Annotated in this window: 25 protein-coding genes; 18 read left to right on the top strand and 7 right to left on the bottom strand. The window is 53.4% G+C overall.

Annotated features, from left to right (window positions below):
- Positions 1–7: 7 nt before the first annotated feature.
- Both COO92_RS15705 and COO92_RS15700 read right to left on the bottom strand, forming a co-directional pair.
- Positions 8–718: a glutathione S-transferase family protein gene (locus tag COO92_RS15705; protein ID WP_101303615.1), complete on the bottom strand. Its 711-nt coding sequence runs from the start codon at positions 716–718 to the stop codon at positions 8–10.
- Between the two features lie 72 nt (positions 719–790).
- On the bottom strand, positions 791–1,162 hold the full coding sequence (locus tag COO92_RS15700) for a VOC family protein (RefSeq protein WP_101303613.1): 372 nt from the start codon (positions 1,160–1,162) through the stop codon (positions 791–793).
- Positions 1,163–1,294: 132 nt separating this feature from the next.
- Here COO92_RS15700 and COO92_RS15695 point away from each other — a divergent pair, with 132 nt between their 5' ends.
- The 7 genes from COO92_RS15695 to COO92_RS15665 all read left to right on the top strand — a co-directional run bounded on the left by COO92_RS15695 (position 1,295) and on the right by COO92_RS15665 (position 8,685).
- Positions 1,295–2,161 carry a LysR family transcriptional regulator gene (locus COO92_RS15695; protein ID WP_240626466.1) on the top strand — a complete coding sequence of 289 codons (867 nt, stop codon included), beginning with the start codon at positions 1,295–1,297 and terminating at the stop codon, positions 2,159–2,161.
- A gap of 178 nt (positions 2,162–2,339) precedes the next feature.
- Positions 2,340–2,960 (top strand): hypothetical protein, encoded by a 621-nt coding sequence (locus tag COO92_RS15690; RefSeq protein WP_101303611.1) that lies wholly within the window; start codon positions 2,340–2,342, stop codon positions 2,958–2,960.
- Between the two features lie 160 nt (positions 2,961–3,120).
- Entirely contained in the window at positions 3,121–3,963 is an 843-nt protein-coding gene (locus COO92_RS15685) for a universal stress protein (protein WP_101303609.1), read from the top strand.
- 198 nt (positions 3,964–4,161) lie between these two features.
- The gene (locus COO92_RS15680) at positions 4,162–5,565 is read left to right on the top strand and encodes an aspartate aminotransferase family protein (RefSeq protein WP_101303607.1); all 1,404 of its coding nucleotides are present in this window, start codon (positions 4,162–4,164) and stop codon (positions 5,563–5,565) included.
- A 527-nt stretch (positions 5,566–6,092) separates the two neighbouring features.
- Complete coding sequence (hemA, locus tag COO92_RS15675; RefSeq protein ID WP_101303605.1) at positions 6,093–7,310, top strand: 5-aminolevulinate synthase; 1,218 nt, start codon at positions 6,093–6,095, stop codon at positions 7,308–7,310.
- A gap of 241 nt (positions 7,311–7,551) precedes the next feature.
- Positions 7,552–8,091, top strand: coding sequence for a hypothetical protein (locus tag COO92_RS15670; RefSeq protein ID WP_101303603.1), 540 nt, complete (start codon positions 7,552–7,554; stop codon positions 8,089–8,091).
- 87 nt (positions 8,092–8,178) lie between these two features.
- On the top strand, positions 8,179–8,685 hold the full coding sequence (locus COO92_RS15665) for a GNAT family N-acetyltransferase (protein ID WP_101303601.1): 507 nt from the start codon (positions 8,179–8,181) through the stop codon (positions 8,683–8,685).
- A gap of 96 nt (positions 8,686–8,781) precedes the next feature.
- Here COO92_RS15665 and COO92_RS15660 read toward each other — a convergent pair whose 3' ends face one another.
- A complete protein-coding gene (locus COO92_RS15660; RefSeq protein ID WP_101303600.1) occupies positions 8,782–9,525 on the bottom strand; it encodes an SDR family NAD(P)-dependent oxidoreductase in 744 nt (247 codons plus the stop codon).
- A gap of 124 nt (positions 9,526–9,649) precedes the next feature.
- On the opposite strand from COO92_RS15660, the gene COO92_RS15655 reads away from it, so the two are divergent.
- A complete protein-coding gene (locus COO92_RS15655) occupies positions 9,650–10,435 on the top strand; it encodes an SOS response-associated peptidase (protein ID WP_240626465.1) in 786 nt (261 codons plus the stop codon).
- A 97-nt stretch (positions 10,436–10,532) separates the two neighbouring features.
- Here COO92_RS15655 and COO92_RS15650 read toward each other — a convergent pair whose 3' ends face one another.
- Together COO92_RS15650 and COO92_RS15645 are read right to left on the bottom strand one after the other, a co-directional pair.
- A complete protein-coding gene (locus tag COO92_RS15650) occupies positions 10,533–10,721 on the bottom strand; it encodes a hypothetical protein (protein WP_101303598.1) in 189 nt (62 codons plus the stop codon).
- Positions 10,722–10,935: 214 nt separating this feature from the next.
- Positions 10,936–11,793, bottom strand: a complete 858-nt coding sequence (locus tag COO92_RS15645; protein ID WP_101303596.1) for a universal stress protein — start codon at positions 11,791–11,793, stop codon at positions 10,936–10,938.
- Positions 11,794–12,136: 343 nt separating this feature from the next.
- On the opposite strand from COO92_RS15645, the gene COO92_RS15640 reads away from it, so the two are divergent.
- Positions 12,137–12,445, top strand: a complete 309-nt coding sequence (locus COO92_RS15640) for an ArsR/SmtB family transcription factor (RefSeq protein ID WP_101303594.1) — start codon at positions 12,137–12,139, stop codon at positions 12,443–12,445.
- 99 nt (positions 12,446–12,544) lie between these two features.
- Here COO92_RS15640 and pdxH read toward each other — a convergent pair whose 3' ends face one another.
- Complete coding sequence (gene pdxH / locus COO92_RS15635; protein ID WP_101303592.1) at positions 12,545–13,165, bottom strand: pyridoxamine 5'-phosphate oxidase; 621 nt, start codon at positions 13,163–13,165, stop codon at positions 12,545–12,547.
- Positions 13,166–13,295: 130 nt separating this feature from the next.
- On the opposite strand from pdxH, the gene COO92_RS15630 reads away from it, so the two are divergent.
- From COO92_RS15630 to COO92_RS15600, 7 genes are all read left to right on the top strand, one after another.
- Positions 13,296–13,787, top strand: a complete 492-nt coding sequence (locus COO92_RS15630; protein ID WP_240626464.1) for an RT0821/Lpp0805 family surface protein — start codon at positions 13,296–13,298, stop codon at positions 13,785–13,787.
- A 361-nt stretch (positions 13,788–14,148) separates the two neighbouring features.
- On the top strand, positions 14,149–15,090 hold the full coding sequence (locus tag COO92_RS15625; RefSeq protein ID WP_101303590.1) for a DnaJ C-terminal domain-containing protein: 942 nt from the start codon (positions 14,149–14,151) through the stop codon (positions 15,088–15,090).
- Between the two features lie 204 nt (positions 15,091–15,294).
- Positions 15,295–16,629, top strand: coding sequence for a mechanosensitive ion channel family protein (locus COO92_RS15620; protein WP_101303588.1), 1,335 nt, complete (start codon positions 15,295–15,297; stop codon positions 16,627–16,629).
- A 76-nt stretch (positions 16,630–16,705) separates the two neighbouring features.
- Positions 16,706–17,413 carry a thermostable hemolysin gene (locus tag COO92_RS15615; RefSeq protein ID WP_101303586.1) on the top strand — a complete coding sequence of 236 codons (708 nt, stop codon included), beginning with the start codon at positions 16,706–16,708 and terminating at the stop codon, positions 17,411–17,413.
- A 2-nt stretch (positions 17,414–17,415) separates the two neighbouring features.
- Positions 17,416–19,434 (top strand): AMP-binding protein, encoded by a 2,019-nt coding sequence (locus COO92_RS15610; protein ID WP_101303584.1) that lies wholly within the window; start codon positions 17,416–17,418, stop codon positions 19,432–19,434.
- Positions 19,406–20,209 (top strand): SDR family NAD(P)-dependent oxidoreductase, encoded by an 804-nt coding sequence (locus COO92_RS15605; protein ID WP_240626463.1) that lies wholly within the window; start codon positions 19,406–19,408, stop codon positions 20,207–20,209. Before COO92_RS15610 ends, COO92_RS15605 begins: the two co-directional genes overlap by 29 nt.
- On the top strand, positions 20,206–20,871 hold the full coding sequence (locus tag COO92_RS15600; protein ID WP_101303580.1) for a tetratricopeptide repeat protein: 666 nt from the start codon (positions 20,206–20,208) through the stop codon (positions 20,869–20,871). The genes COO92_RS15605 and COO92_RS15600 overlap by 4 nt, the downstream gene beginning before the upstream one ends.
- A gap of 95 nt (positions 20,872–20,966) precedes the next feature.
- Here the strand turns inward: COO92_RS15600 and COO92_RS15595 are convergent, their stop codons facing one another.
- Entirely contained in the window at positions 20,967–22,325 is a 1,359-nt protein-coding gene (locus COO92_RS15595; protein WP_101303578.1) for a YihY family inner membrane protein, read from the bottom strand.
- Between the two features lie 203 nt (positions 22,326–22,528).
- Here COO92_RS15595 and fabI point away from each other — a divergent pair, with 203 nt between their 5' ends.
- Positions 22,529–23,359 (top strand): enoyl-ACP reductase FabI, encoded by an 831-nt coding sequence (fabI, locus tag COO92_RS15590; RefSeq protein ID WP_101303576.1) that lies wholly within the window; start codon positions 22,529–22,531, stop codon positions 23,357–23,359.
- A gap of 97 nt (positions 23,360–23,456) precedes the next feature.
- On the top strand, positions 23,457–24,560 hold the full coding sequence (gene aroC, locus COO92_RS15585) for a chorismate synthase (protein WP_101303574.1): 1,104 nt from the start codon (positions 23,457–23,459) through the stop codon (positions 24,558–24,560).
- Positions 24,561–24,616: the final 56 nt, after the last annotated feature.

Genomic DNA, 24,616 nt, shown 5'->3' with positions numbered 1-24,616 from the left:
CAGGTCTCTAACCAGCATCTTGTCTGTAAGCCAAATGCACAGGCGGCAGCACCGCCAACCGGCGGGCAAGATACCCTTCCTTCGTCGCAATGAATTTCTGCATTTCCGCAAGGTAGCTCCGGGGCACGGCATTTTGGATAATGTCGTGCCCCGAAAGCTTGATCGACCAGTCTTTCAGACAATCCATTCCGGCATAAAGATCCCGGTTCAACCCAACCGAAAGCAATGGAAACGGTCGAAAAGCCGTTGCGAAAACAAAATCAAGCAGACCAATGCGTCCCGGCGCCTGCAAAGGTTTTGTCTCAACATGGTCGGCAAGTATTTCAAGCCGTTGGGTTATCTGTGCCACCGTTGCATCGACCGTATCCTCCGTTGGCGCCTGATAAATCAGCATCGCCGTCAACGACAATATCTGTTCGCCAAGTGCAATCAGCCCACGGTGCAGGCCACGTTCATAAGGATCGCGTGGCAACAACATCTTGCCGGTTAAATCATCAAGATACTCACAGATCGCAGCGGCCTCGAACAGGAACCGCCCGTGATCAACAACCAAGACCGGCACTTTGCCCGTCGGGCTGATATCAAAAAGCCAGTCCGGCTTATTCTCAAGTGAAATATCAACCCGTTCGTGATCAATTGAACGTGCGGCCATGACCATGGAAACACGCTGCACATAGGGACATAATCGATGTCCCACCAGACGAAAATGAGGGTACATCACACATCCCCGAGATTTAGAAAATTCTGAAAATCATTCTGACGAACAGCCGACGGAAATCATGACGCCGCACTATCCCATGAAATGCACGTTCAGTTTATTGCCATCCAGATCACGGAAATATGCGGCATAAAATCCGTCGTCGGTGCGTGGACCGGGTGTGCCTTCTGATGTACCGCCCAACGCCAGCGCCTTTTGATAGACCTCGTCAACCTGCTGGCGCGACTGTGCGGCCAAGGCGATCATTGTGCCATTTCCGACGGTTGCCGGTTTGCCGTCAAACGGAACATGGACAGAAAAACATGGGCTATCGGTACTCTGTCCCCAGACAATAAAATCGGAAACAACCATGACGCGGCCTGCCCCAAAACACTCAAACAGTGCGTCATAAAATGCGCCAGAGCGCGTCAGGTCATTCGTTCCAACGGATGTGTAGCCAATCATCGCAATTCCCTTTGTTATGTGCGTTCAACATTTCGCAGGAACAGAAATAGAGAATTGCAAATTTGCAATACATACGCGATTTTGAAATCAATGATTGCAAATTTGGAATTTACGCCGATGGACTGGAATTACATGAAGTCCTTTCTCGCCATCGCAGAGACAGGCTCGCTCGAACAGGCATCACAGAAACTACGCGTCAGCAGCACGACCGTGTTCCGTCATATTCACGCTCTGGAAAAAGAAACCGGTGCGAGGCTGTTTGACCGGGTTCGGGGCGATTATCAATTGACCGAGGCTGGGGCAGATATGCTGCACCCTGCCCGACAGATCATGAACAGCTTCGATGCGATCAACCTGAACATTTCCGGGCGTGATGTATCGCCGTCCGGGTTGGTGCGCATTACCGCCCCGACAAGCTTTTCATACTTCCTTTTGCCCGATTGCTTTGCGCGATTTCATACAGAACATCCTGACATTCAGCTTGAACTGCTAACGAGCAATCAGGAATTCAACATGACACAACGCTATGCCGACATCGCAATTCGGGTCGCCAGCCATCCGCCTGAACATCTGGTCGGTCGCGAGGTCCGAAAAATCAGTTGGGCCATTTACGGCACCTCTGATGACGTTGCGACTGACGATCTGGATGTTCTGTTGCAGCAGAACTTTATCGGCGCGTGCGGGACGCTTCGCAGTCACCCCGTTTTCACATGGTTGGAAAAATGCCACCGGGGTAAAATTCATCAGCAATCTGATGACCTGATTGCAATGGCGCAACTTGCACTTTCGGGATGCGGCTTTGCCTGCTTGCCGACCGATCTTGCCATTCCCGGTTTGAAACGTATCACCGTGCTAAAGGATATCGCGCCAAACAGATTGTGGGTTTTGACCCATCCTGACCTCAGACACATCGAACGGATAAAACTTACAATGCGCTGGATCGCCAGCACCTTAAAAAACGAACCGAAATTATCAACGCCCGAAATACACACAGCGTAATGCCCGGAGATCGCCGGTCGGTCAAAAAGCTTTCATCGGCCCATATCTGGACAGGCGTGATAAGTCAGTCCAATATGTTCCATAACAAAAGCAAAGTCGTAGCATCCAATACGACCGGTTTTAGGGACAACGCGATCGCGTGACCACGGCAAAACGCCACAGGTCCAAGGAGCACGACATGTCGATGCATACAACAGCCAAGACTCTGACCATGATTGCACTGACATGTGCTGTATCTGCCTGCATGGCACCGGTCGAAGATCCCGTCACCGTCGCCAATGACAGTCAAACCATCGTCACCCCATGGGGCCGGCCATCCAATGCACAAGCCAATAGCACGCCCCAAACCATGGCACGCCCAACCGGGACAACCGCCGGATCGGTCGCAACACAGTCTGACAATCTGGTGATGATGGAAGACCAAAATCAAAAAATGCTCGATCAAATGCAGAAACAGCAAATTGATGAGGCCCGCATTGCGCTCGGCATTCTGGATCGCATGGCGCAACGCTGTGTTCAGCAAGGCGATGCCGCGTCCTGCGCCACCTTGCAGAAAAACTGGGCCCCACTATCCCAGCAACTGCATAAAAGTCTGTCGATGTTGTCGGGCGATGCGATGAACATCCCGATGTCCGACCCAACCATGAGCAATATGCCCGGCAGCAACGTGGGTGGCCAAATGGCACCCCAAACAACCCAGACTCCACAAGCTCCACAAGGCATGGCACCGTCAACTGGTGCCGACACCCCGGAAATGGAAAAAGTCATCCCGATGACCCAGCCGGGCACGGATGGCTAGCGGCACATACGCCCCATAAAGTCGTTTTAAATTATTCAATTTGAGATAGAGCAAAGACGCCCAAAGCACCCGAGATTATGCTTATTCCATATCGAAAGGACCCGCGTGTGATCCTCACCCTTCTGGTGAAGATGACGGGCCGTACAATGGAGACAGTCTCATGTATCGGGATATTCTTGTTCACATCGACAATTCGCCTGCCTGCACAGAACGCCTTGCCGTCGCCCTGAAGGTTGCCAAGGCGCAGAAGGCCCATCTGACTGGTCTGTTTCTGCTGCCTGTGACTGATATTCCGCGTTTTATGGAAGTCCAAATTCCACAAGAAATCATCGCTCAGCAACGTCAGGCCATGGCCGATCAGGGCAAAGTGGCGCAAGGCGTATTTGAAACCGCCTGCACAGATGCCGGTATTGAATTTAGCTGGCAGCAAACAACCTGTGCCGCCACCGAACTTGCCGATACGGCAGCAATGTATGCCCGCCACCATGACCTGACGATTTTAGGACAGCACGACCCGGAAAGTGGTGATCCGTGCTCTGTCTCTGAAATGCCAGACAAGGTTGTTCTGACGTCTGGCACACCTGTTCTGATCGTGCCCTATGTCGGAAAGTTTGCCACCGTCGGCGAACGGGTTCTGATTGCCTGGAAACCTTACCGCGAAGCCGTTCGCGCGGTAAACGACAGCATGCCGTTCCTTGAAACCGCCAAGAAGGCCGTGGTTCTGTGTGCTGATCCGAACAAGGGCGCACGTGATACCCTGCCCGTGCCGGGCATCGACATCGCGGACCGTCTCAAACGCCACGGCATTAGTGCGACCAAGGAAACGATGAATGCATCGGGCATCAGTGTTGGTGACTTGCTGTTGTCGCGGGCCGCGGATGAAAGTTCTGATCTGATTGTCTGCGGGGCCTATGGCCGCCCGCGCCTGCGCGAATTGATGATGGGCGGTGTGACACAGCATCTTTTGCGCCACATGACCGTTCCGGTCCTGATGTCACACTAAGCCAATATCGCGCACACCCGCATCAAAACCCCATATCAAAACCGGTCGGATCATTCCCGCCGGTTTTTCGTCATTACGGTAAATCCCGCGCAAAGTTATCGCAGTGCAAAGGAATGGGTTGCGCCCGATCAAAGTGGGATTAAAGTGCCTTAAAAGCATTTACGGGTTTCAGGGCCCCACATCAAAACGAGGTTCGCCATGACCATCGACGCCACCAACGTCAATCCAGCCGTCGCCCCAACCGTTCCGGGCAATTCAGATGCCAGCCGCGATGTCGCGAGCTACCTGCATCCCTATACCAATCATGCCACCCACGAACAAACCGGTCCGCACATCATTACCGGCGGGGACGGCATTTATGTCACCGATGATGCGGGTCACAAACTGATCGAAGGCATGGCAGGTCTTTGGTGTACGTCGCTTGGCTTTAGCGAGAAACGACTGGTGGATGCCGCCACCAAGCAGCTCAACATCCTGCCCTATTATCATACCTTTGCATCCAAAAGTACAAACCCGGCGATTGATCTGGCTGAAAAGCTGCTGGAAATCGTACCCGTACCGATGTCGAAGGTCTTCTTTGCCAACAGCGGCTCTGAAGCCACTGATTCGGCAGTCAAAATGGTTTGGTATTATCATAATGCTATTGGCCAGCCGGAAAAGAAGAAGATCATCTCGCGCAAGAAGGGCTATCACGGGGTCACCGTGGCGGCGGCCTCAATGACCGGCCTTCCGGGCAATCACAAACTGTTTGACCTGCCGATTGATCGCATTCTTCATACCGAAACACCGCATTACTGGCGCGATGCCCTGCCGGGTGAGGAAGAAGAAGATTTCGCCACCCGTCTGGCCGAACAGCTTGAAGACCTTATCCAGGCCGAAGGCCCCGAAACCGTCGGCGCGTTTATCGCCGAACCGATCATGGGGGCCGGTGGCGTGATTGTGCCGCCACGCACCTATTTTGAAAAAATTCAGGAAGTGCTCAAACGCTATGACATCCTGTTTATTGCCGATGAAGTGATTTGCGGCTTTGGCCGGACCGGTCGGATGTTTGCCAGCGAAACCTTCCGACTTAAACCCGATATGATCACAGTCGCCAAACAGCTGTCATCGGCGTACCTGCCGATTTCGGCCCTGTTTATCAATGAGGCTATTTATCAGGCCGTCAAAAAGGGATCAGACGAAGTCGGGACATTCGGCCATGGCTTTACCTATTCCGGGCACCCGGTGGCAGCGGCCGTCGCACTTGAAACCCTTAAAATCTATGAGGACGACGGGATTATAGAGCATGTCCGTAGTGTCATGTCGCCGTTCCAGAAACGCCTCAAAGACCTTAACAAGTTCGAACATGTCGGCGAAACCCGGGGCCACGGCCTGATCGGGGCGTTTGAACTGGTTTCTGATAAGTGTGCGAAAACACCGTTTGATCCCTATGGTGCTGCGGGCAAAGCCGTTGCGGCCAAATGTCTTGAGCATGGTGTGATCCTGCGTGCGCTTGGCGATACGGTTGCCTTCTGCCCGCCGCTGATCATCACCGAAGACCAGATCCATACGATGTTTGACGCGGTCGAAGCCGCCCTGACCGAGTGGCACAGCAGCCTTTAAGTCGCGACACAGATCAAAACATCAAAAAGCCCGGCTCAAATCCGTTTTGCGCCGGGCTTTTTTTCTAAAACCACACATCTGATCCCACAAAACACCGCCTAAAATCGCACCCAATAGCCTTAAATGCCAAATTACACCAAATCGATTGATTAAAACTATGGCCTGAATTGATATAATTGTGGGGTGAAATGCGTTCAAATCCTTGCCAAATGCCGCCAATGGCCCCAAATTGACAACTGAATTGAGACGGGGTACGCCAAGTCCTTGAAACAGGACCAACCCTGCGGCGAGATCGACAAACGAAAGATGGAACGCCTTCTCTGACCGTGCGGTTCAAAACAAACTGGAATCGCTTTAATTTTTGACAAGGGTCAATGCCGTGTCGGACGCCATGTCCGATAAGGGAAACATCAAGACCCGGTCAAGCCGGACGACATGTCCAGATCAGATCACTGATCAGGACAAGACCAGAGCTTTGTGATGTGCGAAACTGTTCCGTCGCAAAGAGACAGGCGAAAGTAACAAAGATGAATTATAACAACTTCTTCAAAGACGCGATTTCTGGCCTTAAGGCTGAGGGCAGATATCGCGTGTTCGCCAATCTTGAACGCATTGTCGGCAAATTCCCCAAGTCCCTCTATCATCCGGAAAATGGGGAAGCGCCGCGCGAAATCACTGTCTGGTGTTCCAACGATTATCTTGGCATGGGTCAGCACCCCAAGGTGCTTGAAGCCATGGACAAAGCCGTTTCCGGCCAGGGTGGCGGTGCGGGTGGCACACGCAATATTTCCGGCTCCAACCATCTGCACGTCGCGCTTGAGCAAGAGCTCGCCGATCTGCATGGCAAGGAAGCCGCCCTTCTGATGACATCTGGCTATGTCGCAAACTGGACCACGCTGTCGACCCTTGGCTCCAAATTGCCCGATTGCGTGATCATTTCCGACTCCCAGAACCATAATTCCATGATCGAAGGCATGCGCCATTCCAAGGCCGAACGCCGCATCTGGAACCACAACGACGTCGAACATCTTGAAGCTATCCTCAAGGACCTCGGCCCGGAGCGCGCCAAAATCGTCGCGTTCGAGTCGGTCTATTCGATGGATGGCGATATCGCCCCGATTGGCCAGATTCTTGATCTTTGCGAAAAATACAACGCGATTTCATACCTTGATGAAGTCCATGCGGTGGGCATGTACGGCCCGCGCGGTGGCGGTGTTGCCGAACGCGATGGCGTTATGCACCGCGTTGATATCGTTCAGGGCACACTGGCCAAGGCATTTGGCGTCATTGGCGGTTACATCGCGGCCAAACCGGAAATCGTCGATTTCGTACGCAGCTTTGGCAACGGGTTCATCTTCACAAGCTCCCACCCGCCCAGCATTGCGGCGGGTGCGCTGGCATCTGTGCGCCATCTTAAGGAAAGCAATGCAGAGCGCGTTGCACAAAAAGAACGCGCTGAAACGCTGCGTGAACGCATGCGTGCGGCAGGCCTACCGGTTATGGACGCCCCATCCCACATTGTCCCCTTGATGGTTGGCAATGCCGCGATGTGTAAGGAAGCCAGCGACCGCCTGCTGTTTGAACATGATATTTATGTGCAGCCGATCAACTATCCAACCGTGCCGCGCGGCACCGAACGCCTGCGCTTCACCCCCGGTCCGTTGCATAATGACGAATTAATGGATCACCTGATCGACTCGCTGCTGGCCGTCTGGAGCCAGTTGGGCATTTCCAAGGCCGCCTGATCGGGCGTCAGGGATCAGAAAACGAAGGCCAGTGGCAAATACCCTGGCCTTTTTTGATCCGTCGACGAAACTGTTCTGATCTAACATCTTCAAATCGGACCCGAATGTTTGCTTTCGCCATAGGGCGGCCTATATTCATGCTGATGATGATTGCGGGCATTTAAAATGCCTTTAAGATCACATATTGCAATTAATAACCGTTCGCGTTAACGTCGGTCCTGTCATCAAACAGGGGCCGCCCATGTATTCGGATAGAACCTTGCTCCCCAAAGAATGTCTGCGCCTGTGCGCACTCGGCACACTTGCCCTTTCGGATAAACCAATCAGCTATGCTGATCTGGCCAATTCCGTGCGTCATTTCATGTCCCATATGATGGGGCCGTCGCTGGATATGATGGGAAGTTCATTACAGCTTTTGAAGCTTGAAGGACTGGTCAAGGAAGACAGTGGAAGCACCGCATTTTCCGACGGGCAGCTTATCCTGACCCAACAGGGCCACGATAAATTCGTCGAACTGATGCAAGGCAACCTGCGCGATACATCGGGTGAACTATCGCGTTTGATCATGGCGCTTAAGATGCGCTATCTGCATTTGCTTGATGATGACATCCGTCGTGAGCAGCTCGAAATCCTTCAGGATGTGTGCGAGCTTGATCTTGAACGTGTTTTGGCCCTGCGCGAAGAGCACGCCAACGAAGCATCAAACTTCACCGGCTGGCTTGAAATGGAAGTCAAACGCCTTGAACAAAAAAACGACTGGCTGAAAAGTCTGCTGGTTTAACACAGCCTTGCCCTACGACGTTTTCCCGTTATAGTCGTGGGTGACGGTCCGCAGGAAGCAGACCCTACGTCACAGGCAGGGACGAAAATGCTTATTCGTGAAGAAACCGAACATGACATCGCGGCGATTCACGCGCTTCTGGCAGGTGCATTTGAAACAGCACCCCACAGCCAGCAGACAGAACACCTTATTGTCGATGCCCTGCGTCAAAAAGGGAAGCTCACCCTTTCACTGATTGCTCAACAAGATGACGAGCTTATTGGCTGCATTGCCTTTTCCCCGATTAAAATCAATAACCTGGAATGTGGATGGTACGGGCTTGGCCCGGTTGCCGTCCTGCCCGACCGTCAAGGGTTCGGCGTTGGCTCCGAACTGATCCAAAGCGGCATCCGTCATTTGCGTGCCGATGATGCCGCCGGGTGTGTTGTTCTGGGGGAGCCAAACTATTACAGCCGGTTTGGCTTTGCGCCCCTGCCCGATCTTAAGCTTGAAGGTGTGCCTGATGAATATTTCATGGCCCGCCCGCTGATCGATGAAATCCCGGCTGGAAAAGTTGATTACGACCCGGCCTTTTACATTAGCCAGAACGCATAAGGCAGCCAAGCTTGGCTGCCTTTGGTCTTTTAAGCATATCGGCTCAGAACCGCTACATCATCACCATCAATTGCGGCGAACGTAGCGATCCGCCGATTAATAAAGATGCTGCCCGCCGGTAACAAAGATTTCCGTGCCGGTAACATAACTGCTGTCTTCCCCGACCAGATAATGCACCGCGGCGGCGACGTCTTCGGGGGTGCCCATCCGGTTCATCGGGATGCGCGGCACCAGTGCTTCATATTCAGGGGAAATCATGTCGGTTTTAATTTCGCCAGGCGCAACGGCATTGACCCGCACACCCAGTTCGGCAAACTCCACCGCCATTTCACGCGTCAGCCCGGAAAGGGCCGCCTTTGATGTGGAATAGGCAGATCCGGCAAACGGATGCACATAGTGCCCGGCAATTGATGTGATGTTGCAAATTGCCCCCTTGCCACGGTGCAAGGCCGATGCAAACCCGCGCGCCAGTGTTAGCGGGGTGAAGAAATTAAGTTCAAACACATCGCGCCACGCATCAATATCGCCGTTCAAACAGCCAAGCCGTTCCTTATAGGGCGTCTTGGGCGACACACCGGCATTATTGACCAGGGCATGCAGCGGATCATCGCCCAGCACCTCATTGGCCTGTGCGATGAAAGACTCCACGTCTTCGGGTTTGGAAAGATCAGCACGGATATGAATGCCAAGTGAAGGGTCACGCGGACAACTGGGTGGCGGTGCTTCACGTGAACAGCAAATCACCCGCCAACCACGCCGGGCAAAATAACCAACCGTAACGTGACCGATACCACGGCTGGCACCTGTCAGAACGACTGTTTTCGGGGCTGGGTTATTCATTATTCGGGCTCTTTATGTGGCGTGCGCATGCGTGACTGCATGTGATCGCACTGTTATAACATCCCCCGTCAAACCATTGAAGGAAATGCCCTGTTTTCGTTAAAATTTCTGTCGGCCTTGGATCATGGCCTCGTTTCACGTAGTACGCATCGCAGGATTTGGCAAAGCCCGCAGCAGCTATTATCCTGATGACCGAACCAGTGCAGGCAAATACATGTGCAGTCGATTTGATCTTAACAGCAACGTCCACGCCCTTCAGGCGCAATTGGGACTGGAGATGGAAGACATCCGGCGCAGCATTTTGCACAACGGGTTTGACGATGCGCAGCTTGCCCATCAAACCGCCGAAAACCAGAACGACCTTGATGCCGCGTTTGAAGGCCTGACCGGCACGCGCCGCCCGACCGATCCGATTGCCGTCATGCTGCCGGAACGCAAAGCCGCAATTCGCCACTGGGGGCTTACGGTTTCGGGCCTGAACACGCCACTGATCAATGCGCGGGCCGAAACACTTGACCAGAAACCCACATTTCGCCCCCTGCTTACCCGACGATGCCTGATCCCGGCCACAAGTTGGTATGAATGGCGCAAAGACGGCACGGCAAAGCGTAAAAATCAGATCACGCTTCCCGATCATCAACCGTTTCTATTTGCCGGACTGGAAAACGGGTCAGAGGCGACCATTATCACCTGTGCACCATCGGGTGTGATTGCCCATATTCATGATCGCATGCCCGTGGTGATCGGACCAAATCACCTTGATGCGTGGCTTGATCCGACAGAAAACTTCGCACAGGTTGCCCATATGCTGGCTCCACTTCCCGACCATGTTTTGTCATGGCGCGAAGAACCACCCATCACGCAAAAAACCAAACGCGATGAGGATCAGATCAGTCTGTTCTCAAAATAGGAAAATGGACCTGCTGTCAGCGCAGGCGTGCTTCCGGCACCATAAGAAGCATCAGGTTGGGGCATATATCACTATCACGTCGCCCCGCATCGCCTGCTTATTTGCCGTCACACTCGTTGGCAGCACAGGGTGTTGCTTCGCAGCCGCGAATGGAATTGTCGCCACCACCAACTTGGCCAACAACCGCAGCACCAAGATCGGGCAAACCAATTTTAAGACTGTTTAATTCGTCAGCCAAATCCTCGGACATGGCCGCAAAATCAATGATGTCGCGAAGTGATAACATCGCAATTCCCCTAGCAGACGTTTCTTCCTCAATGCGGAACGCCTCGTTTTTCGGGGTTCCGTCTTTGTAAGATTTCCGTAACCCTCCCTCTATTTGTTCGCGGATGCAACAAAAAAAGGCGCACCAAAATGCGCCTTTCTGACCCATTCAAAAGAATAGGTAATTTAATTTCGCGAAATCATATGGTTATGCTGACGCCCGGTCAGCGGAACACTCAGTGCATGATCCAAAGTGGCAACGTACATTTTGCCAGCATATCTTGCGTCACACCGCCAAGGATCATTTCCTTGAACCGTGAATGGCTATAGGCACCAAGTACGATGCTATCAGCAGCGCATTTTTCTGCTTCCAAAATCAAGGTATTAGCGACATTTCCGCCTTCGGTATGTTCAACAACGCCCGCCTCGACTCCGTGCCAGCGGAATTGTTCCGCCAATTCTCTGGCACTGGCCCGGCCATACGGAACATCCCCGACACTGACGATTGTGACGGTCTTTGCCGTGCGCAACAGCGGCATGGCCGACGTCACGGCACGCGCGGCTTCGACCCCGCCGTTCCATGCAATCATGACCTTTTCACCAATCGTCGCAGGCGGGTCTATCGGGGCGACAAAGATCGGCCGCCCGGTTTCCATCAATGCAGCATCAAAGGTCAGTGACGCAGAAGCTTCTTTGGGATCGCGGCCAACCACCACCAGATCAAACAGGCGGCCCCGGCGCGCAACGGTTTCGTCTTCGCGGCCATTGTCCTTGCGCCACGCACAGGTTGCTTTGGACTGGGTCGTCGGTGCCTCTGCAATGTCGATCCCGGCCGTGGCGACAGCGGCCTCAAACGCAGCCTTGCCGTTGGCTTCGCGTTTTCCTGTTTCGGTTTCCGCCGCCCGGATCATTTCTTCAATGATCAGACCCGACATGCCTTCGCCAACAATTGGAATGGCATCCTGTGGTTCGGCGGCGACAAAAAGCGCCTCAAGATGCGCATCGAACCGCTTTGCAGTACGGAACGCCATATCCATCACACGGCGATCAATTTCCGAACCGGCTACTGGCGCCAGAATTGTTCTTATTGCCATTGCACTCACTCCCGCCTGTCATCTTGTGAACAGTGCCCGCGTCTGATCGATCATCATCACGCAGGATCGCCATTATGTTGCTACTTTTGATCACTCTATTCCTTGTTCAAGATCAAAAATATTGCGGCTGTAATTGTTCTTTCAACGCTGTATAGAAACAAGATCAGCTTTTCGTAAACCTGCCCGATAGAATAGCTTACAAGGTGTATTGTATCATTTATGGCTCCGATTACGATGGCTGTTTGACGACAAGACCGAAAATACGCTGACCCCGACCGATACCAACCAAGGTCAGACCGTAGATGTAGATTGGTATGTAATTTGGAAATGGGTTTGCTGGCGGATGGATTACGAAGCGCTTCATCAAAATGCACGCGAAGCAGCAGAATTTCTCAAAACGCTGGGTAATGAATGGCGGCTGATGATTCTTTGTTCCCTTGGCGATGCCGAAAAATCGGTTGGCACGCTTGAGAATGAACTGGGCATTAAACAATCCGCCCTGTCACAGCATCTCGCACGGCTGCGGCGCGACAGGTTGGTCAAAACCCGGCGCGAAGCCCAGACGATTTATTATTCGCTGGCAGATCAGAACATCATGAAAATCATTGCCGTCTTGCAGGAAACATTCTGCCCGCCCGAACAGACTAAATAGTCAGACGAACCGGACCGGGGAAACAGGCATCCCAATCAAAAACGCGCAAAAGATCAACTCTTTTGCGCGTTCTATCGTTCAGGGCATAAAGCCAAATCCTTACGGGAACAGCTTTTGCGTATTCCAGCCCGCATCATCGGCATCACGGGTAAACAGTTTGCGATCATGAAGACGGAATTTCCCCTCGGCCCAAAATTCAATCCGGTCAGGCACAAGGCGGAAACCACCCCAGTGATCCGGGCGTGCGACCTTGCCCAAACCAAACTTGGCAGTAAATTCCGCCACCCGTTTTTCCAGATCAAACCGACCGGTCATCGGGCGTGACTGTATCGATGCCCAGGCGCCAAGCTGGCTGCCACGTGGGCGCGATGCGAAATACTCATCGGATTCAGCATCATCGACCTTGGCGACCTTGCCTTCGATTCGCACGCATTTCTCGACCGTTTTCCAATGAAAACACAATGCCGCATAGCTGTTTTCAGCAAGTTGGCTGCCCTTGCGGCTTTCATAATTGGTGTAAAAGACAAAGCCACGATCATCAAACCCCTTAAGCAGGACGATCCGTGCTGAAGGACGGCCATCTTTGTCCGCGGTGGCCAATGTCATCGCGTCAGGATAGGCATCTTCGTTGCTTTTGGCGTCTTTGAACCAATCGTCAAACATCTCAAACGGGGCGACATGGGGTTCATGCCCCATTTTTGGCGTATTTTTTTCGTCCATTGGGGTCAAAGTTCCTCTGATTATCCAAAATCGGCTGGCTTAAGTGACAGCGGATGACGAACACGGGGGTGGCAACACAGGATCATCGTTCGTATATTCAGAGCATATCGGTTGGGACAGGAAAAACAAGATGGGCAGAAGTAACATGAAATTCCGTCATATCGTCATACCATTGATCATGACCGCCTTCATCGCAGGCTGTGCTCAGGATCAGGGCCAGAAACAAACCGCTGGCACCTTGCTGGGTGCGGTTGGCGGTGCGGTTGCTGGCGCACAGTTTGGCAAAGGCAAAGGTCAGTTGGTCGGTGTTGCACTTGGTACCATGGCTGGCGCGTTTCTTGGCAGCGAGGTCGGGCGTTCACTTGATAACGCGGACCGCGCGATCATGGCACAAAGCACACAGCAAACCCTTGAAAGCGCGCCAACAGGCAAAACATCAAGCTGGCAGAACCCAGATACCGGCGTTCAGGGCACCGTGACACCAACACGGACCTATCAGAAACCCGAAACGCAGGAATATTGCCGCGAATACCAGCAGACCGTCATGATTGGTGGGCAGGAAGAAACCGCCTATGGCACAGCGTGCCGCAAACCTGATGGCAGTTGGCAGGTCGTGAATTGATCAGCCCCGTCTGATCTGAAACCAGATTTTCAAAAAAGGCGGTGTGGTCCTTGCGATCTGCACCGCTTTTTTTATATCCGGACACAGCAATAAATAGCCTTTCTTGTTTTCGCCAAGACGGGCTAGAGTACGGAGCGCGCAATCAGCGCCATTTTGTTTGTTTTGGCATGTCGTTTGGCAAAAGACAGCGCGGCAGAGCAATGTGACGAAGCCCTTGATCGTAGCCCCGCTACATTCACTGGATTTGTCCTTGCTTGATATAAAACGTGCCCGACGAAATCGTGACGAAATGGTTCTGATTGCGCGCATCATGCACTTAAATTGTGCCACCGCCCATTTTGTTCATCCAACCGGTTAATTCATGCAGGATCCCTACAAAATACTCGGCGTTGAAAAAAACGCCACCCAGGACGAAATCAAAAAAGTCTATCGCAAACTGGCGCGTGAACTCCATCCCGACGTCAATCCCGGCGATACCAAGATTGAAGAACGCTTTAAAAAAGTTTCAAGCGCCTATCACCTGCTTGGCGATCCTGAACGTCGCAAGAAATTCGACAATGGCTTGATTGATGCCGACGGTCGCGAAACCGGGCCTTTTGGTCGCGGTGGCGGCGGTGGTCACTCGCGCGCGGGCGGTGGATTTGGTCAGAACGACCCATTCGGCTTTTCCGGCTCGAACCCCGAAGATATCTTTGACGAAATTTTCGGCAAAGGCGGTCGGGGTGGTCGCGGTGGCGGCGGTTTTGGTGGTTTTGGCGGTGAACGCAAACCGCAAAAGGTCAAAGGCCCGAACATCTCCTATGAGCTGAGCCTTGATTTTTCCGAGGCCATCATTGGCACGACCAAGCGGATCAACCTTGCCAGCGGCAAAAGCCTTGAAGTCCGCATCCCACCGGGAAGTGAAGACGAACAAACCCTGCGCCTGAAAGGTCAGGGCATGGCAGGCATGAATGGTGGTGAGGCAGGCGATGCCTTGATCAAGCTGCATGTTCATCCCGACAAAACATTCCGTCGCGAAGGCAATGACCTGCATTGTGAATTGGCGATCACACTGGCCGAGGCGGTCCTTGGCGGATCCATCGAAGTCCCGACGGTCAATGGCAAGGTCAATATGAAATTGCCTGCCAACGCCAACAGCGGCACAAAATTGCGCCTGCGCGGTAAGGGGGCACCCTATGATCGCAACACCAAACACGGCGATCAATATGTCCATCTGACGGTAAAACTTCCCGATGAACGCGATGATGAATTGATCGAGTTTATCCGTGACTGGTCGGAAAAGCACCCCTACAGCACCCGATAGTATCCCGCTTAAAAGCCGGCTTCTCGCCGGCTTTTTTAGTGCCCAAATTGTCAAAACACCTGCACTCACCGTGGCAGGTTACAGTTCCAATTTGCTTTTAAATGCAACGTCCTGCCTGAAAATCCGTTCTCGTGTTACCATATGATTTAAAGCGTTTTGCCGTTAAGAGCCAAAACAGAAAATCAGGAACACATCAGGGCACCAATGGAACAGTTTACCAACCCGGATCAATATTTGCTCTGGATTGACCAAGCCATAGACTGGGTACAGGCCAATATTCTTCTCGGCCCAATCCTCATACAAATTGCGGCCTGCCTGCTGGCGATGCTGCCGGCCCTTTTGCTGCGTCCGACATTGACCTCCCTTCTTGCTCGGCTGCAAAACTGGAAACCGCTTTTGCACTATGCCGGTTTCAGACGACTGTTTTCTGTTCTGCCTGACTTGGCGTTTCCCCTGCTGCTGGTCGTACTGGTCTGGGTCCTTGAGGCCATTGCTGTTCAAACGGGATATCGCCACAATATCCTGCGCCTTGTCGCCAGCCTGCTCAACGCGTGGATCGTCATTCGTCTGGCGGCGGCTGTGGTGAATGATCCGGTCTGGTCACGCACCATTGCGGCTGTGGCGTGGGGGTTGGCTGCCCTTAATATCGTTGGCTGGCTTGATCCAACCATCGCAGCGCTCGACAGTCTTGCCATGCAAGTCGGCTCATTCCGCGTTTCGGTCTATGGCGTTATAAAAGCTATCCTGTCGTTGGCAGTTTTGCTTTGGGTTGCATCCTTTTCATCCCGACTCTTTGAACAACGCATCAAAAAGGTCCACCGCCTGACTCCCTCGGTTCAGGTGCTGATGTCCAAACTGCTCAAACTGGTTTTACTGTCCGTTGCGGTTCTATTTGCCCTGTCAACGATTGGCGTTGATTTAACCGCCCTTGCGGTGTTTGGCGGTGCGGTTGGTGTCGGCATTGGTCTTGGCCTGCAACGCATTGTTGCCAACCTGATCAGCGGCGTGATCCTGCTTTTGGATCGGTCGATCAAGCCCGGCGATGTCATTGCCATTGGCGAAACATTCGGCTGGATACAGTCCCTTGGCGCACGCTACACCGCCGTTCGCACCCGGGACGGCACAGAATTCCTGATCCCCAACGAAGACCTCATCACCACACAGGTCGAAAACTGGAGCCACACAGACGTCAAGCTACGCCTGAAAATCCCGGTTGGCATTTCCTATAACTGCGATCCGCATTTCGCGATCAAACTGTGCAACGAAGCCGCAGCAAAATGCGCGCGTGTACAGGACAACCCCGGCCCCAACACGTTGTTGCGCGGCTTTGGCGACAACTCGGTCGATCTTGAAATCCGCTTCTGGATCACCGACCCGCAAAACGGGCGCGGCAACATCATCAGCGAAGTTCTGCTCAACGTCTGGGATGCCTTTAAGGAAAACGATATCGAAATCCCGTTCCCGCAACGCGATCTGCATCTGCGCAGCCTTGATCCCACCATTCGCGTTGAAATGAGCCCCACGTCCCCCAAGAGCTGATCACCTATCCGCCATTCAGACTGCTGTCAGGTTAACGTGCCAAATTGCGTAACATAAGCAATTGAAGGCACCCCTGATGCTGCACCTGAATTACAATGAAAACGGTTTCCCAACTGCAAAGCTCAGCTTCCGCAAACGTGGTTTTCTGGACCACTTGCAAATGCGCGCCTGCGCCATTTCGGTGCTGACAGTTCTTGCTGCTGAACGGCCGGAAGTCGAAACATTCATTGCCAACATCTATGCCGATGTCTATGACGCCGCCATCAAGGTCCAGTATGGCAGCCTGATGAGTGTCCGTGATGATGCCGGGCGCATTGTTGCTGCCCTTGGTTTTCGGTCTGCCGGGCACGGCCCGCTTTTCCTTGAACAATATCTTCCAGCCCCGATCGAAATCATTTTGGGCATCCCGCGTCATCAGATCGTCGAAATCGGCAATCTGGCATCCTCGGGTGGCGGGGCGTCATCCTTTTTGTTCGCAGCCCTATCGGCCTATTTGCACCATAACGGCTTTAAGCAGGCGGTCGTTACCGGAACAGACGCCCTTGAAAAGCGATTGCGCAAGATGGGGCTAAAACCAGCGCGCCATGCCCAAGCCAACCCGTGTGATCTGGATACTCCAACCACAGGCGACGGCGAATGGGGCCGTTATTACGACACCTGCCCACATGTTCTTTCCGGTTCTGTATCGCATGGATACCGCCGCCTTCAGATGTTGCTTGGCGCGGAATACACCCACATGCGCCCGCGTCTTTACCCCCACCTTCAACATAATGGCGAGATCTGATTATGCTGTTTGAACGCATCCTCAACCAGTCCCCTGAAAAAGTTGCCCTGCGCGAAGGCAATGATGAGGTTTCCTATGGTGATCTTTATGATCTCATTGACGCGCGGTGCCTTGAACTTGCGGGCGTCGATGTTTTGGGCATCGCCCTTGATAACGGGATCGACTGGCTGATCTGGGATCTGGCAGCGCTAAGCGCCAATACAATCTGCGTGCCGATCCCGCCTTTCTTCACCCGTGACCAAATCAACCACACCATCGCATCCGCGGGCATCACCCATATGCTCACGCCTGACGGCATGACTGAAACCTGGCAATCACAATCCACCGACATCCCCGTTGGCACAGCAAAGATCACCTTTACATCCGGCACGACCGGCACGCCCAAAGGCGTCTGCTTGCCATCATCGGCAATGATGAATGTTGCATCCTCGATCCATGAAATGCTCGGTGATGATGTCACTCAAACCCATGCCTGCGTGCTGCCGCTTGCCGTTCTGCTGGAAAACGTTGCAGGGGTATATGCCGGTCTGATGGCCGGATGTACCATTGTACTGACACCGCTTGAGCAGTTCGGCCCACAATATCAGGGGCTACACGGCATCCTCAGCCAAACGCGGGCGACATCCGTTATTTTGGTACCGGAAATCCTGCGTGCATTGATGATGCAGGTCATCAAGAACGGCGTCCTCCCCGACCTTAAGTTCATCGCTGTCGGCGGATCGCGCGTTGACCCGGTGTTGATCGCCAAGGCACGCCAGATTGGACTTCCGGTGTACGAAGGATACGGATTATCGGAATGCGGCTCTGTGGTGTCGATGAATATACCGGGCAAGGATAAACCCGGCACCACCGGGCGGCTCCTGCCCCATGTCGTCGCCGACATTTCCAACGGTGAAATCGTCATCCGCGACCCCGGCTTTCTCGGCTATATCGGCGAACCGGCCACAGGGGTATTTGCCACTGGCGATCTTGGCAAGATTGACCTTGATGGCTATGTCAGTGTGACCGGACGCCGCAAAAACGTACTGATCACGTCATTGGGCCGCAACATATCACCTGAATGGCCTGAATCTGCGCTGCTGGCACAGCCCGGAATCTATCAGGTGATGGTTTTTGGGGATGGCGAACCCGAACTTGGCGCGCTGATCGTTCCCACCGGCCCAAATGCCGACGTCACGGCTGCCGTTGCCGCCGCCAATTCCACTTTACCCGACTACGCCCAGATCAAACGTATTCGCGTCGTATCGCCGTTTACCATTGATAACGGCTGCCTCACCGGCACCGGACGTCCGCGGCGCGATACCATCACAAAAATGTACACATCCCCCCTGTCTGTCCCGGAGAAAACCATGAATTTTTATGATCGCCTTGTCTCTGAAACCGCTCAGTCCCGTGCGGCTCTGTATCACGTTCCCCAACTTGTCGATGGCTTGCAGGGGCACATTTCACGCTCGACCTATGTCGCCTATCTGACCGAGGCCTATCACCACGTCAAACATACCGTGCCCTTCCTGATGGCCATGGGATCGCGCCTGCCTGATGACAAACGCTGGCTGCACAAGGCCGTGATTGAATACCTCGAAGAAGAAGAAGGTCACGAAGAATGGATTCTCAATGATATCGAGGCCGCCGGTGGTGACAAAGAAGCCGCACGCAACGCGCAGCCCAATCTCGAAACACAAGTGATGGTTGCGTATAACTACGATTACATCAGCCGCAAGAACCCGGTTGGTTTCTTGGGCATGGTGTTCATGCTCGAAAGTACATCAACCCAGATCGCCAGTCAGGGGGCCGATGCCGTCATGAGCGGCCTTGACCTGCCGAAATCGGCTTTCACCTATCTGTTTTCGCACGGCACCCTTGATCTCGAACATATGAAATTCTTCGAGAAAACCGTCAATCAGATCAGTGACCCGGACGATCAGGCCGCCATCATCGAAGTCGCCCAAAATGCATTTCGTTTATTTGCCAATTTGTTCGCGGCGATCCCGCATGAAGGACAACGTAAAAATGTTGCTTGATGGAAAGACCGTCTTTGTCACGGGGGCAACTGGCGGTATTGGCGTGCCGCTGGTCAACCTGCTGGTTGCGCGCGGCGCACGTGTCATTGCCTATAACCGGGCTACTCAGGGAAACCTGATGGAAAACATTGATACGGCTTGCAAAACATTGCGTGAAGACACCCCCGATATTCTGATTAATCTGGCCGGCATCAATGATTTCGGCCACGCCGAAGATCAGGATTACGACGCCCTCGTGACATTGAACCTTCTGGTGCCCATGCGTCTTTGCCAGGCAGTCCTCCCGACGATGCGCGCACGCGGATATGGCCAGATCGTCAATATCGGCTCCATGGTCGGCATGATCCCGCTTCCTCACGTCACCGGCTACGCTGCGGCCAAATCGGGCCTTAAGGGATTTAGTGACGCCCTGCGCCGTGAACTTTTTGGCAGCGGCGTTACGGTCTGCCACGTTGCACCACGGGCAGTTCGCACATCGATGAACAGCGGCAAAGTCGGTATCCTTAACCGTCAGACCCGCGTTACCGAAGACGATCCACAAAACGTTGCCCACCGGATTGTGATAGCGATTGAGCATGCTGAAATCGACATCCGGATCGGCTGGCCGGAACGGTTATTTGCGGTTCTGAACGCCGTATTCCCCAAACTGGTCGACAAGGGCCTGCGCAAGAACGCCGCCATCGGCGAAGAAATCCTCAAACCAGGTCATAGACATACCCCAACCACCCTGACCACCCCCAATCGGGGCACCAGCCCAAGGAGCCACAACGCATGAAAATCAACCGTTTTGTCCTTTTATGTGCCGTTGCGGTCGGTCTGCCATTTGGCGCCAACGCAGGCACCACACATGACGACATCATGGCCGGTGTTAGCGATTTGCAAACCGAATGGGCGCGCATCAAATATCAGATCAGTGACGAGGAACAGCAACTCGATGCCATCCATCTGCTTGAAACCGAGGCCCAGAACCTCCTGATCCGCTATCCCGACAGCCCGGAAGTCATGATCTGGCAAGGCATCATTCTTTCGACAGATGCAGGGATCGTGCGCGGTATCTCAGCCCTTGGCAAAGTACGTGACGCACGAGATCTGTTTGAACATGCCATTGCCACCGATCCAACTGCCATGGATGGATCGGCCTATACGTCCCTTGGGTCGTTGTATTATCAGGTGCCCCCATGGCCACTTGCCTTTGGCAGTGACACCAAGGCGGAAGAGTTCCTCAAAAAGGCACTCGAACTCAATCCGGACGGGATTGATCCGAACTACTTCTATGGTGACTTCCTGCGCCAGAACGATCATTTCAAAGACGCCAAAACCTATCTGGAAAAGGCACTTCGCGCCCCTGACCGACCAAGCCGCGCGTCCGCCGACACCGGACGCCGGGCAGAAATTGCCAAGGCACTGAACGAAATTGCCGCGGAAATGGCCCACTAACAATTGCCTGAACCATCATCATGATGTCTCCTCAAACATCAAGGCCGGGATTACATGTCCCGGCCTTGTGTATTTTCCATCAGAAGAACATCATTCTAATCGGTGGTTTGCACCATTTCCTTATTACCGATATCCGATGAATTACCATCGTCATCGGCTCGCTCGATCACCTCAGGAACCTTGTCTTCGGACTTAGGTGTATCAAGCAAGGCGCCAACTTCGACGTCGAGAACCGACTGGCGTTTCTTTTCAAGCGCGATCAACCGTTCACGCATCACCACCGGCCAGCCAGCATTGGTATTGACCACCAGCAGCCGGTCATAATCGAGAAACAATCCCAGACGGCTCATCAAATCGTTCAATGTCAGACGCGATAAATTACCAGATAGCAACCAGCGATGACTTTCGGACCGATCAATCAGCTTTTCCCGCCGAAGGGCGGCCAATGCCCAGTTCAAGTCACGCCCGCCAAGCTTGACCTCACGCATCATGCGGCGATAGGTCGGCGGTTTGGATGCGTTATGGAAACCATTTTGCAGGTATTCCAGCACCCGCAGAACCGCAATAATGCGTTCCATGTGGCCCGGCACCGCCCCGCGCGGATCGGGAATAAGGCCCGCAGCCCGGGCCGCACGCCATTCAGACCGTGCAGCCGCCACCTGTGCGCCCAGCAGAATCACAATCCACGTCAGATACATCCACAGCAGAAAAATCGGCACAATTGCAGCCGCGCCATAAATCGTCTGATAGGTCGGGAAATTGGTAACATAAAATCCGAACCCTTTTTTAAGCGCCTCAAACAATCCCGCCGCAACAAGGCCGCCCAGAAACCCATCAATGATTTCAACTGAACGGTTGGGCATCCCAATGAACAACAACGAAAAAGCGATTGCCGATAACAGGAACGGCGCAACAAAGGTAAGCTGACCAAGTTGCCCGCCGATCAAATCACCGCCGACCATATAGCGCATGGCAAACAGATAGGACGCCAACGACAGGCTCAATCCCAACAACATCGGCCCAACAGTCAGAAGCGTCCAGAACACCACAAGACGCGACAGCAACTTGCGCGGGCTTGTCACGCGAAAGACGTCATTCATCGCCCCTTCAATCGCGCCGAGCAACATCACCGCCGTCAGACCAAGCACCATGGTGCCAACAGCGGTCATCTGGCCGGTGTTTTGCAAGAAGTTTCCAAGGTAGTCGGTTACCTGTTCACCGGTTTCTGGCAGAAAGTTATTTAAAACAACGCTCATGATTTGATCTTTGAATTGATCAAATACCGGAAAAGCCGAAAGCACTGTCAACGCGACAGCCAGAAACGGAACCATCGCCAAAAGAGTCGTATAAGACAGGCCAGCCGCGCGCTGCACCGATTTATCATAGACAAACCGCATCAGCGCATAGCGCCAGAATGCTGTTCGATCTTCGATCAATTTCTGAATTTCCACCATTAAACGCTTATCCCTACGCATTTTCCGGTTATACTGTAATTGATCAACAGGATAGCGTGCCCGCACACGTTATAACAGGCCAGATTGACCTTGGCCTTGCTTTGTGTAGGATGCGCCCAATGACCAATAGCTCCTGTACCGGTCGTGGCTTTATTTAAAGGGCCTCCACCTGACAGAGAGAGATCGTGGGAACGAGAGGAAAAATGAGCCTGTCCACCGATAACATCTCGGGCCTGATGGCCGGTAAGCGTGGCCTGATTATGGGCGTCGCGAACGACAAATCCATTGCTTGGGGCATTGCACGCGCTGCCGCTGCTGCTGGCGCCGAAGTTGCTTTTACCTATCAGGGTGAAGCACTGGAAAAACGTGTCCGTCCTTTGGCAAGCTCAGTTGGCAGCGACATCGTGTTGCCATGTGACGTGACCGATGCGGCAAGCATCGATTCCGTTTTCGACACCCTCAAGGAAAAATGGGGCAAACTCGACTTCGTCGTTCATGCCATCGGTTTTTCCGACAAAAGCGAACTGCGCGGTCGCTATGTCGACACGTCGCTTGAAAACTTTACGATGTCGATGAACATTTCGGTCTATTCCTTTACCGCTGTTGCACAGCGCGCGGAAAAGCTGATGACCGACGGCGGATCGCTTTTGACCCTGTCCTATTACGGGGCGGAAAAAGTCATGCCGCATTACAACGTCATGGGCGTTGCCAAGGCCGCCCTTGAAGCCAGTGTCAAATATCTTGCCAATGACCTTGGCCCGGATCGTATCCGCGTCAATGCCATTTCGGCTGGCCCGATGAAAACCCTTGCCGCTTCTGGGATTGGCGATTTCCGCTATATCCTGAAATGGAACGAGTTTAACTCACCGATGCGCCGCAATGTCACCCTTGATGATGTTGGCGGGTCGGGGCTTTATTTCCTGTCGGATCTGTCAACCGGTGTGACGGGTGAAACCCACCACGTCGATTGCGGTTATCATACCGTTGGCATGAAACAGGCCGATGCACCTGACATCAATGTTCAGAAATCCTGATCTGAACATGATATGATTTTACGGGCCGCCTTTCGGGGTGGCCCGTTTGTCACTTTAATACGTTTTTCCGTACCCTTTGAATTCTGGATTTTGGCTTATGGCTGGCAACAGTTTTGGAACGCTTTTTCGCTTCACCACCTTTGGCGAAAGCCACGGCCCGGCCATTGGCTGTGTCGTTGATGGCGTCCCACCGCTTCTTGACCTGACCGAGGCCGACATTCAGGAATTCCTTGAAAAACGCAAACCCGGTCAGTCGCGCTTTACCACCCAGCGCCGCGAACCTGATCAGGTCAAAATCCTCTCAGGTGTGTTCGAAGGCAAAACCACCGGCACCCCGATCGGCCTTCTGATTGAAAACGTTGATCAGCGGTCCAAGGATTACGGCGAAATTAAAAACCAGTTCCGCCCCGGCCATGCCGATTACACCTATTGGGAAAAATACGGCACGCGTGATTATCGTGGTGGTGGCCGTTCATCGGCGCGCGAAACCGCCATGCGGGTTGCCGCCGGTGCGATTGCGCGTAAAATCCTGGGTGATGATATTAAAATCCGTGCCGCCTTGGTCAAAATGGGTACCAAGGAAATCAACCGCGATAACTGGGACTGGGACGAGGTTGATAACAACCCGTTCTTCTGCCCGGATCCCGAAGCGGTGCCTGTGTTCGAAGAATACCTTGATGGCTTGCGCAAGGATGGCTCATCGGTTGGCGCTGTGATCGAAGTGGTCTGTTCGGGTGTTCCCGTCGGGCTGGGCGATCCGGTCTATGACAAACTTGATGCCGATCTGGCCAAGGCCATGATGACCATCAATGCGGTCAAGGGCGTTGAAATCGGCAATGGCTTTGAAGCTGCCGAGCTGACCGGCATTGAAAATGCCGACGAAATGCGCCTTGGCGAAGGTGGCAAACCGGTATTTGGCTCCAACCATGCAGGTGGCATTCTCGGCGGCATTTCATCGGGTCAGGATGTTGTCATCCGCTTTGCCGTCAAACCAACCAGCTCAATCCTCACCCCGCGCAAAAGCATCGATATTTACGGCAAGGAAGTCGATATCGTCACCAAGGGTCGCCATGACCCATGCGTTGGCATTCGCGGCGTCCCTGTGGGCGAAGCCATGGCCGCCATCGTTCTGGCCGATCATCTTCTGCGCCATCGCGGACAGTGCGATGGCTGGAACGCCAACAAGCATTTCCCAAGCTAGGGCCTGAACCGAACGTTTCCCTGTTCTGATTTCCGATCACAAACGGGTTTTTGCCA

The organism is Thalassospira lohafexi (assembly GCF_002844275.1).
GTDB classification, from domain to species: Bacteria; Pseudomonadota; Alphaproteobacteria; order Rhodospirillales; family Thalassospiraceae; genus Thalassospira; species Thalassospira lohafexi.
Note: the sequence above shows the minus strand (reverse complement) of the source record. Positions and strands in the feature narration are given on the sequence as shown.

Excerpts from the sequence above, each read along its gene's own strand:
- COO92_RS15705 (WP_101303615.1), bottom strand. The coding sequence starts at position 718 with ATGTACCCTCATTTTCGTCTGGTGGGACATCGATTATGTCCCTATGTG.
- COO92_RS15700 (WP_101303613.1), bottom strand. The coding sequence starts at position 1,162 with ATGATTGGCTACACATCCGTTGGAACGAATGACCTGACGCGCTCTGGC.
- COO92_RS15695 (WP_240626466.1), top strand. The coding sequence starts at position 1,295 with ATGAAGTCCTTTCTCGCCATCGCAGAGACAGGCTCGCTCGAACAGGCA.
- COO92_RS15690 (WP_101303611.1), top strand. The coding sequence starts at position 2,340 with ATGTCGATGCATACAACAGCCAAGACTCTGACCATGATTGCACTGACA.
- COO92_RS15685 (WP_101303609.1), top strand. The coding sequence starts at position 3,121 with ATGTATCGGGATATTCTTGTTCACATCGACAATTCGCCTGCCTGCACA.
- COO92_RS15680 (WP_101303607.1), top strand. The coding sequence starts at position 4,162 with ATGACCATCGACGCCACCAACGTCAATCCAGCCGTCGCCCCAACCGTT.
- hemA (WP_101303605.1), top strand. The coding sequence starts at position 6,093 with ATGAATTATAACAACTTCTTCAAAGACGCGATTTCTGGCCTTAAGGCT.
- COO92_RS15670 (WP_101303603.1), top strand. The coding sequence starts at position 7,552 with ATGTATTCGGATAGAACCTTGCTCCCCAAAGAATGTCTGCGCCTGTGC.
- COO92_RS15665 (WP_101303601.1), top strand. The coding sequence starts at position 8,179 with ATGCTTATTCGTGAAGAAACCGAACATGACATCGCGGCGATTCACGCG.
- COO92_RS15660 (WP_101303600.1), bottom strand. The coding sequence starts at position 9,525 with ATGAATAACCCAGCCCCGAAAACAGTCGTTCTGACAGGTGCCAGCCGT.
- COO92_RS15655 (WP_240626465.1), top strand. The coding sequence starts at position 9,650 with ATGGCCTCGTTTCACGTAGTACGCATCGCAGGATTTGGCAAAGCCCGC.
- COO92_RS15650 (WP_101303598.1), bottom strand. The coding sequence starts at position 10,721 with ATGTTATCACTTCGCGACATCATTGATTTTGCGGCCATGTCCGAGGAT.
- COO92_RS15645 (WP_101303596.1), bottom strand. The coding sequence starts at position 11,793 with ATGGCAATAAGAACAATTCTGGCGCCAGTAGCCGGTTCGGAAATTGAT.
- COO92_RS15640 (WP_101303594.1), top strand. The coding sequence starts at position 12,137 with ATGGATTACGAAGCGCTTCATCAAAATGCACGCGAAGCAGCAGAATTT.
- pdxH (WP_101303592.1), bottom strand. The coding sequence starts at position 13,165 with ATGGACGAAAAAAATACGCCAAAAATGGGGCATGAACCCCATGTCGCC.
- COO92_RS15630 (WP_240626464.1), top strand. The coding sequence starts at position 13,296 with ATGGGCAGAAGTAACATGAAATTCCGTCATATCGTCATACCATTGATC.
- COO92_RS15625 (WP_101303590.1), top strand. The coding sequence starts at position 14,149 with ATGCAGGATCCCTACAAAATACTCGGCGTTGAAAAAAACGCCACCCAG.
- COO92_RS15620 (WP_101303588.1), top strand. The coding sequence starts at position 15,295 with ATGGAACAGTTTACCAACCCGGATCAATATTTGCTCTGGATTGACCAA.
- COO92_RS15615 (WP_101303586.1), top strand. The coding sequence starts at position 16,706 with ATGCTGCACCTGAATTACAATGAAAACGGTTTCCCAACTGCAAAGCTC.
- COO92_RS15610 (WP_101303584.1), top strand. The coding sequence starts at position 17,416 with ATGCTGTTTGAACGCATCCTCAACCAGTCCCCTGAAAAAGTTGCCCTG.
- COO92_RS15605 (WP_240626463.1), top strand. The coding sequence starts at position 19,406 with ATGAAGGACAACGTAAAAATGTTGCTTGATGGAAAGACCGTCTTTGTC.
- COO92_RS15600 (WP_101303580.1), top strand. The coding sequence starts at position 20,206 with ATGAAAATCAACCGTTTTGTCCTTTTATGTGCCGTTGCGGTCGGTCTG.
- COO92_RS15595 (WP_101303578.1), bottom strand. The coding sequence starts at position 22,325 with ATGGTGGAAATTCAGAAATTGATCGAAGATCGAACAGCATTCTGGCGC.
- fabI (WP_101303576.1), top strand. The coding sequence starts at position 22,529 with ATGAGCCTGTCCACCGATAACATCTCGGGCCTGATGGCCGGTAAGCGT.
- aroC (WP_101303574.1), top strand. The coding sequence starts at position 23,457 with ATGGCTGGCAACAGTTTTGGAACGCTTTTTCGCTTCACCACCTTTGGC.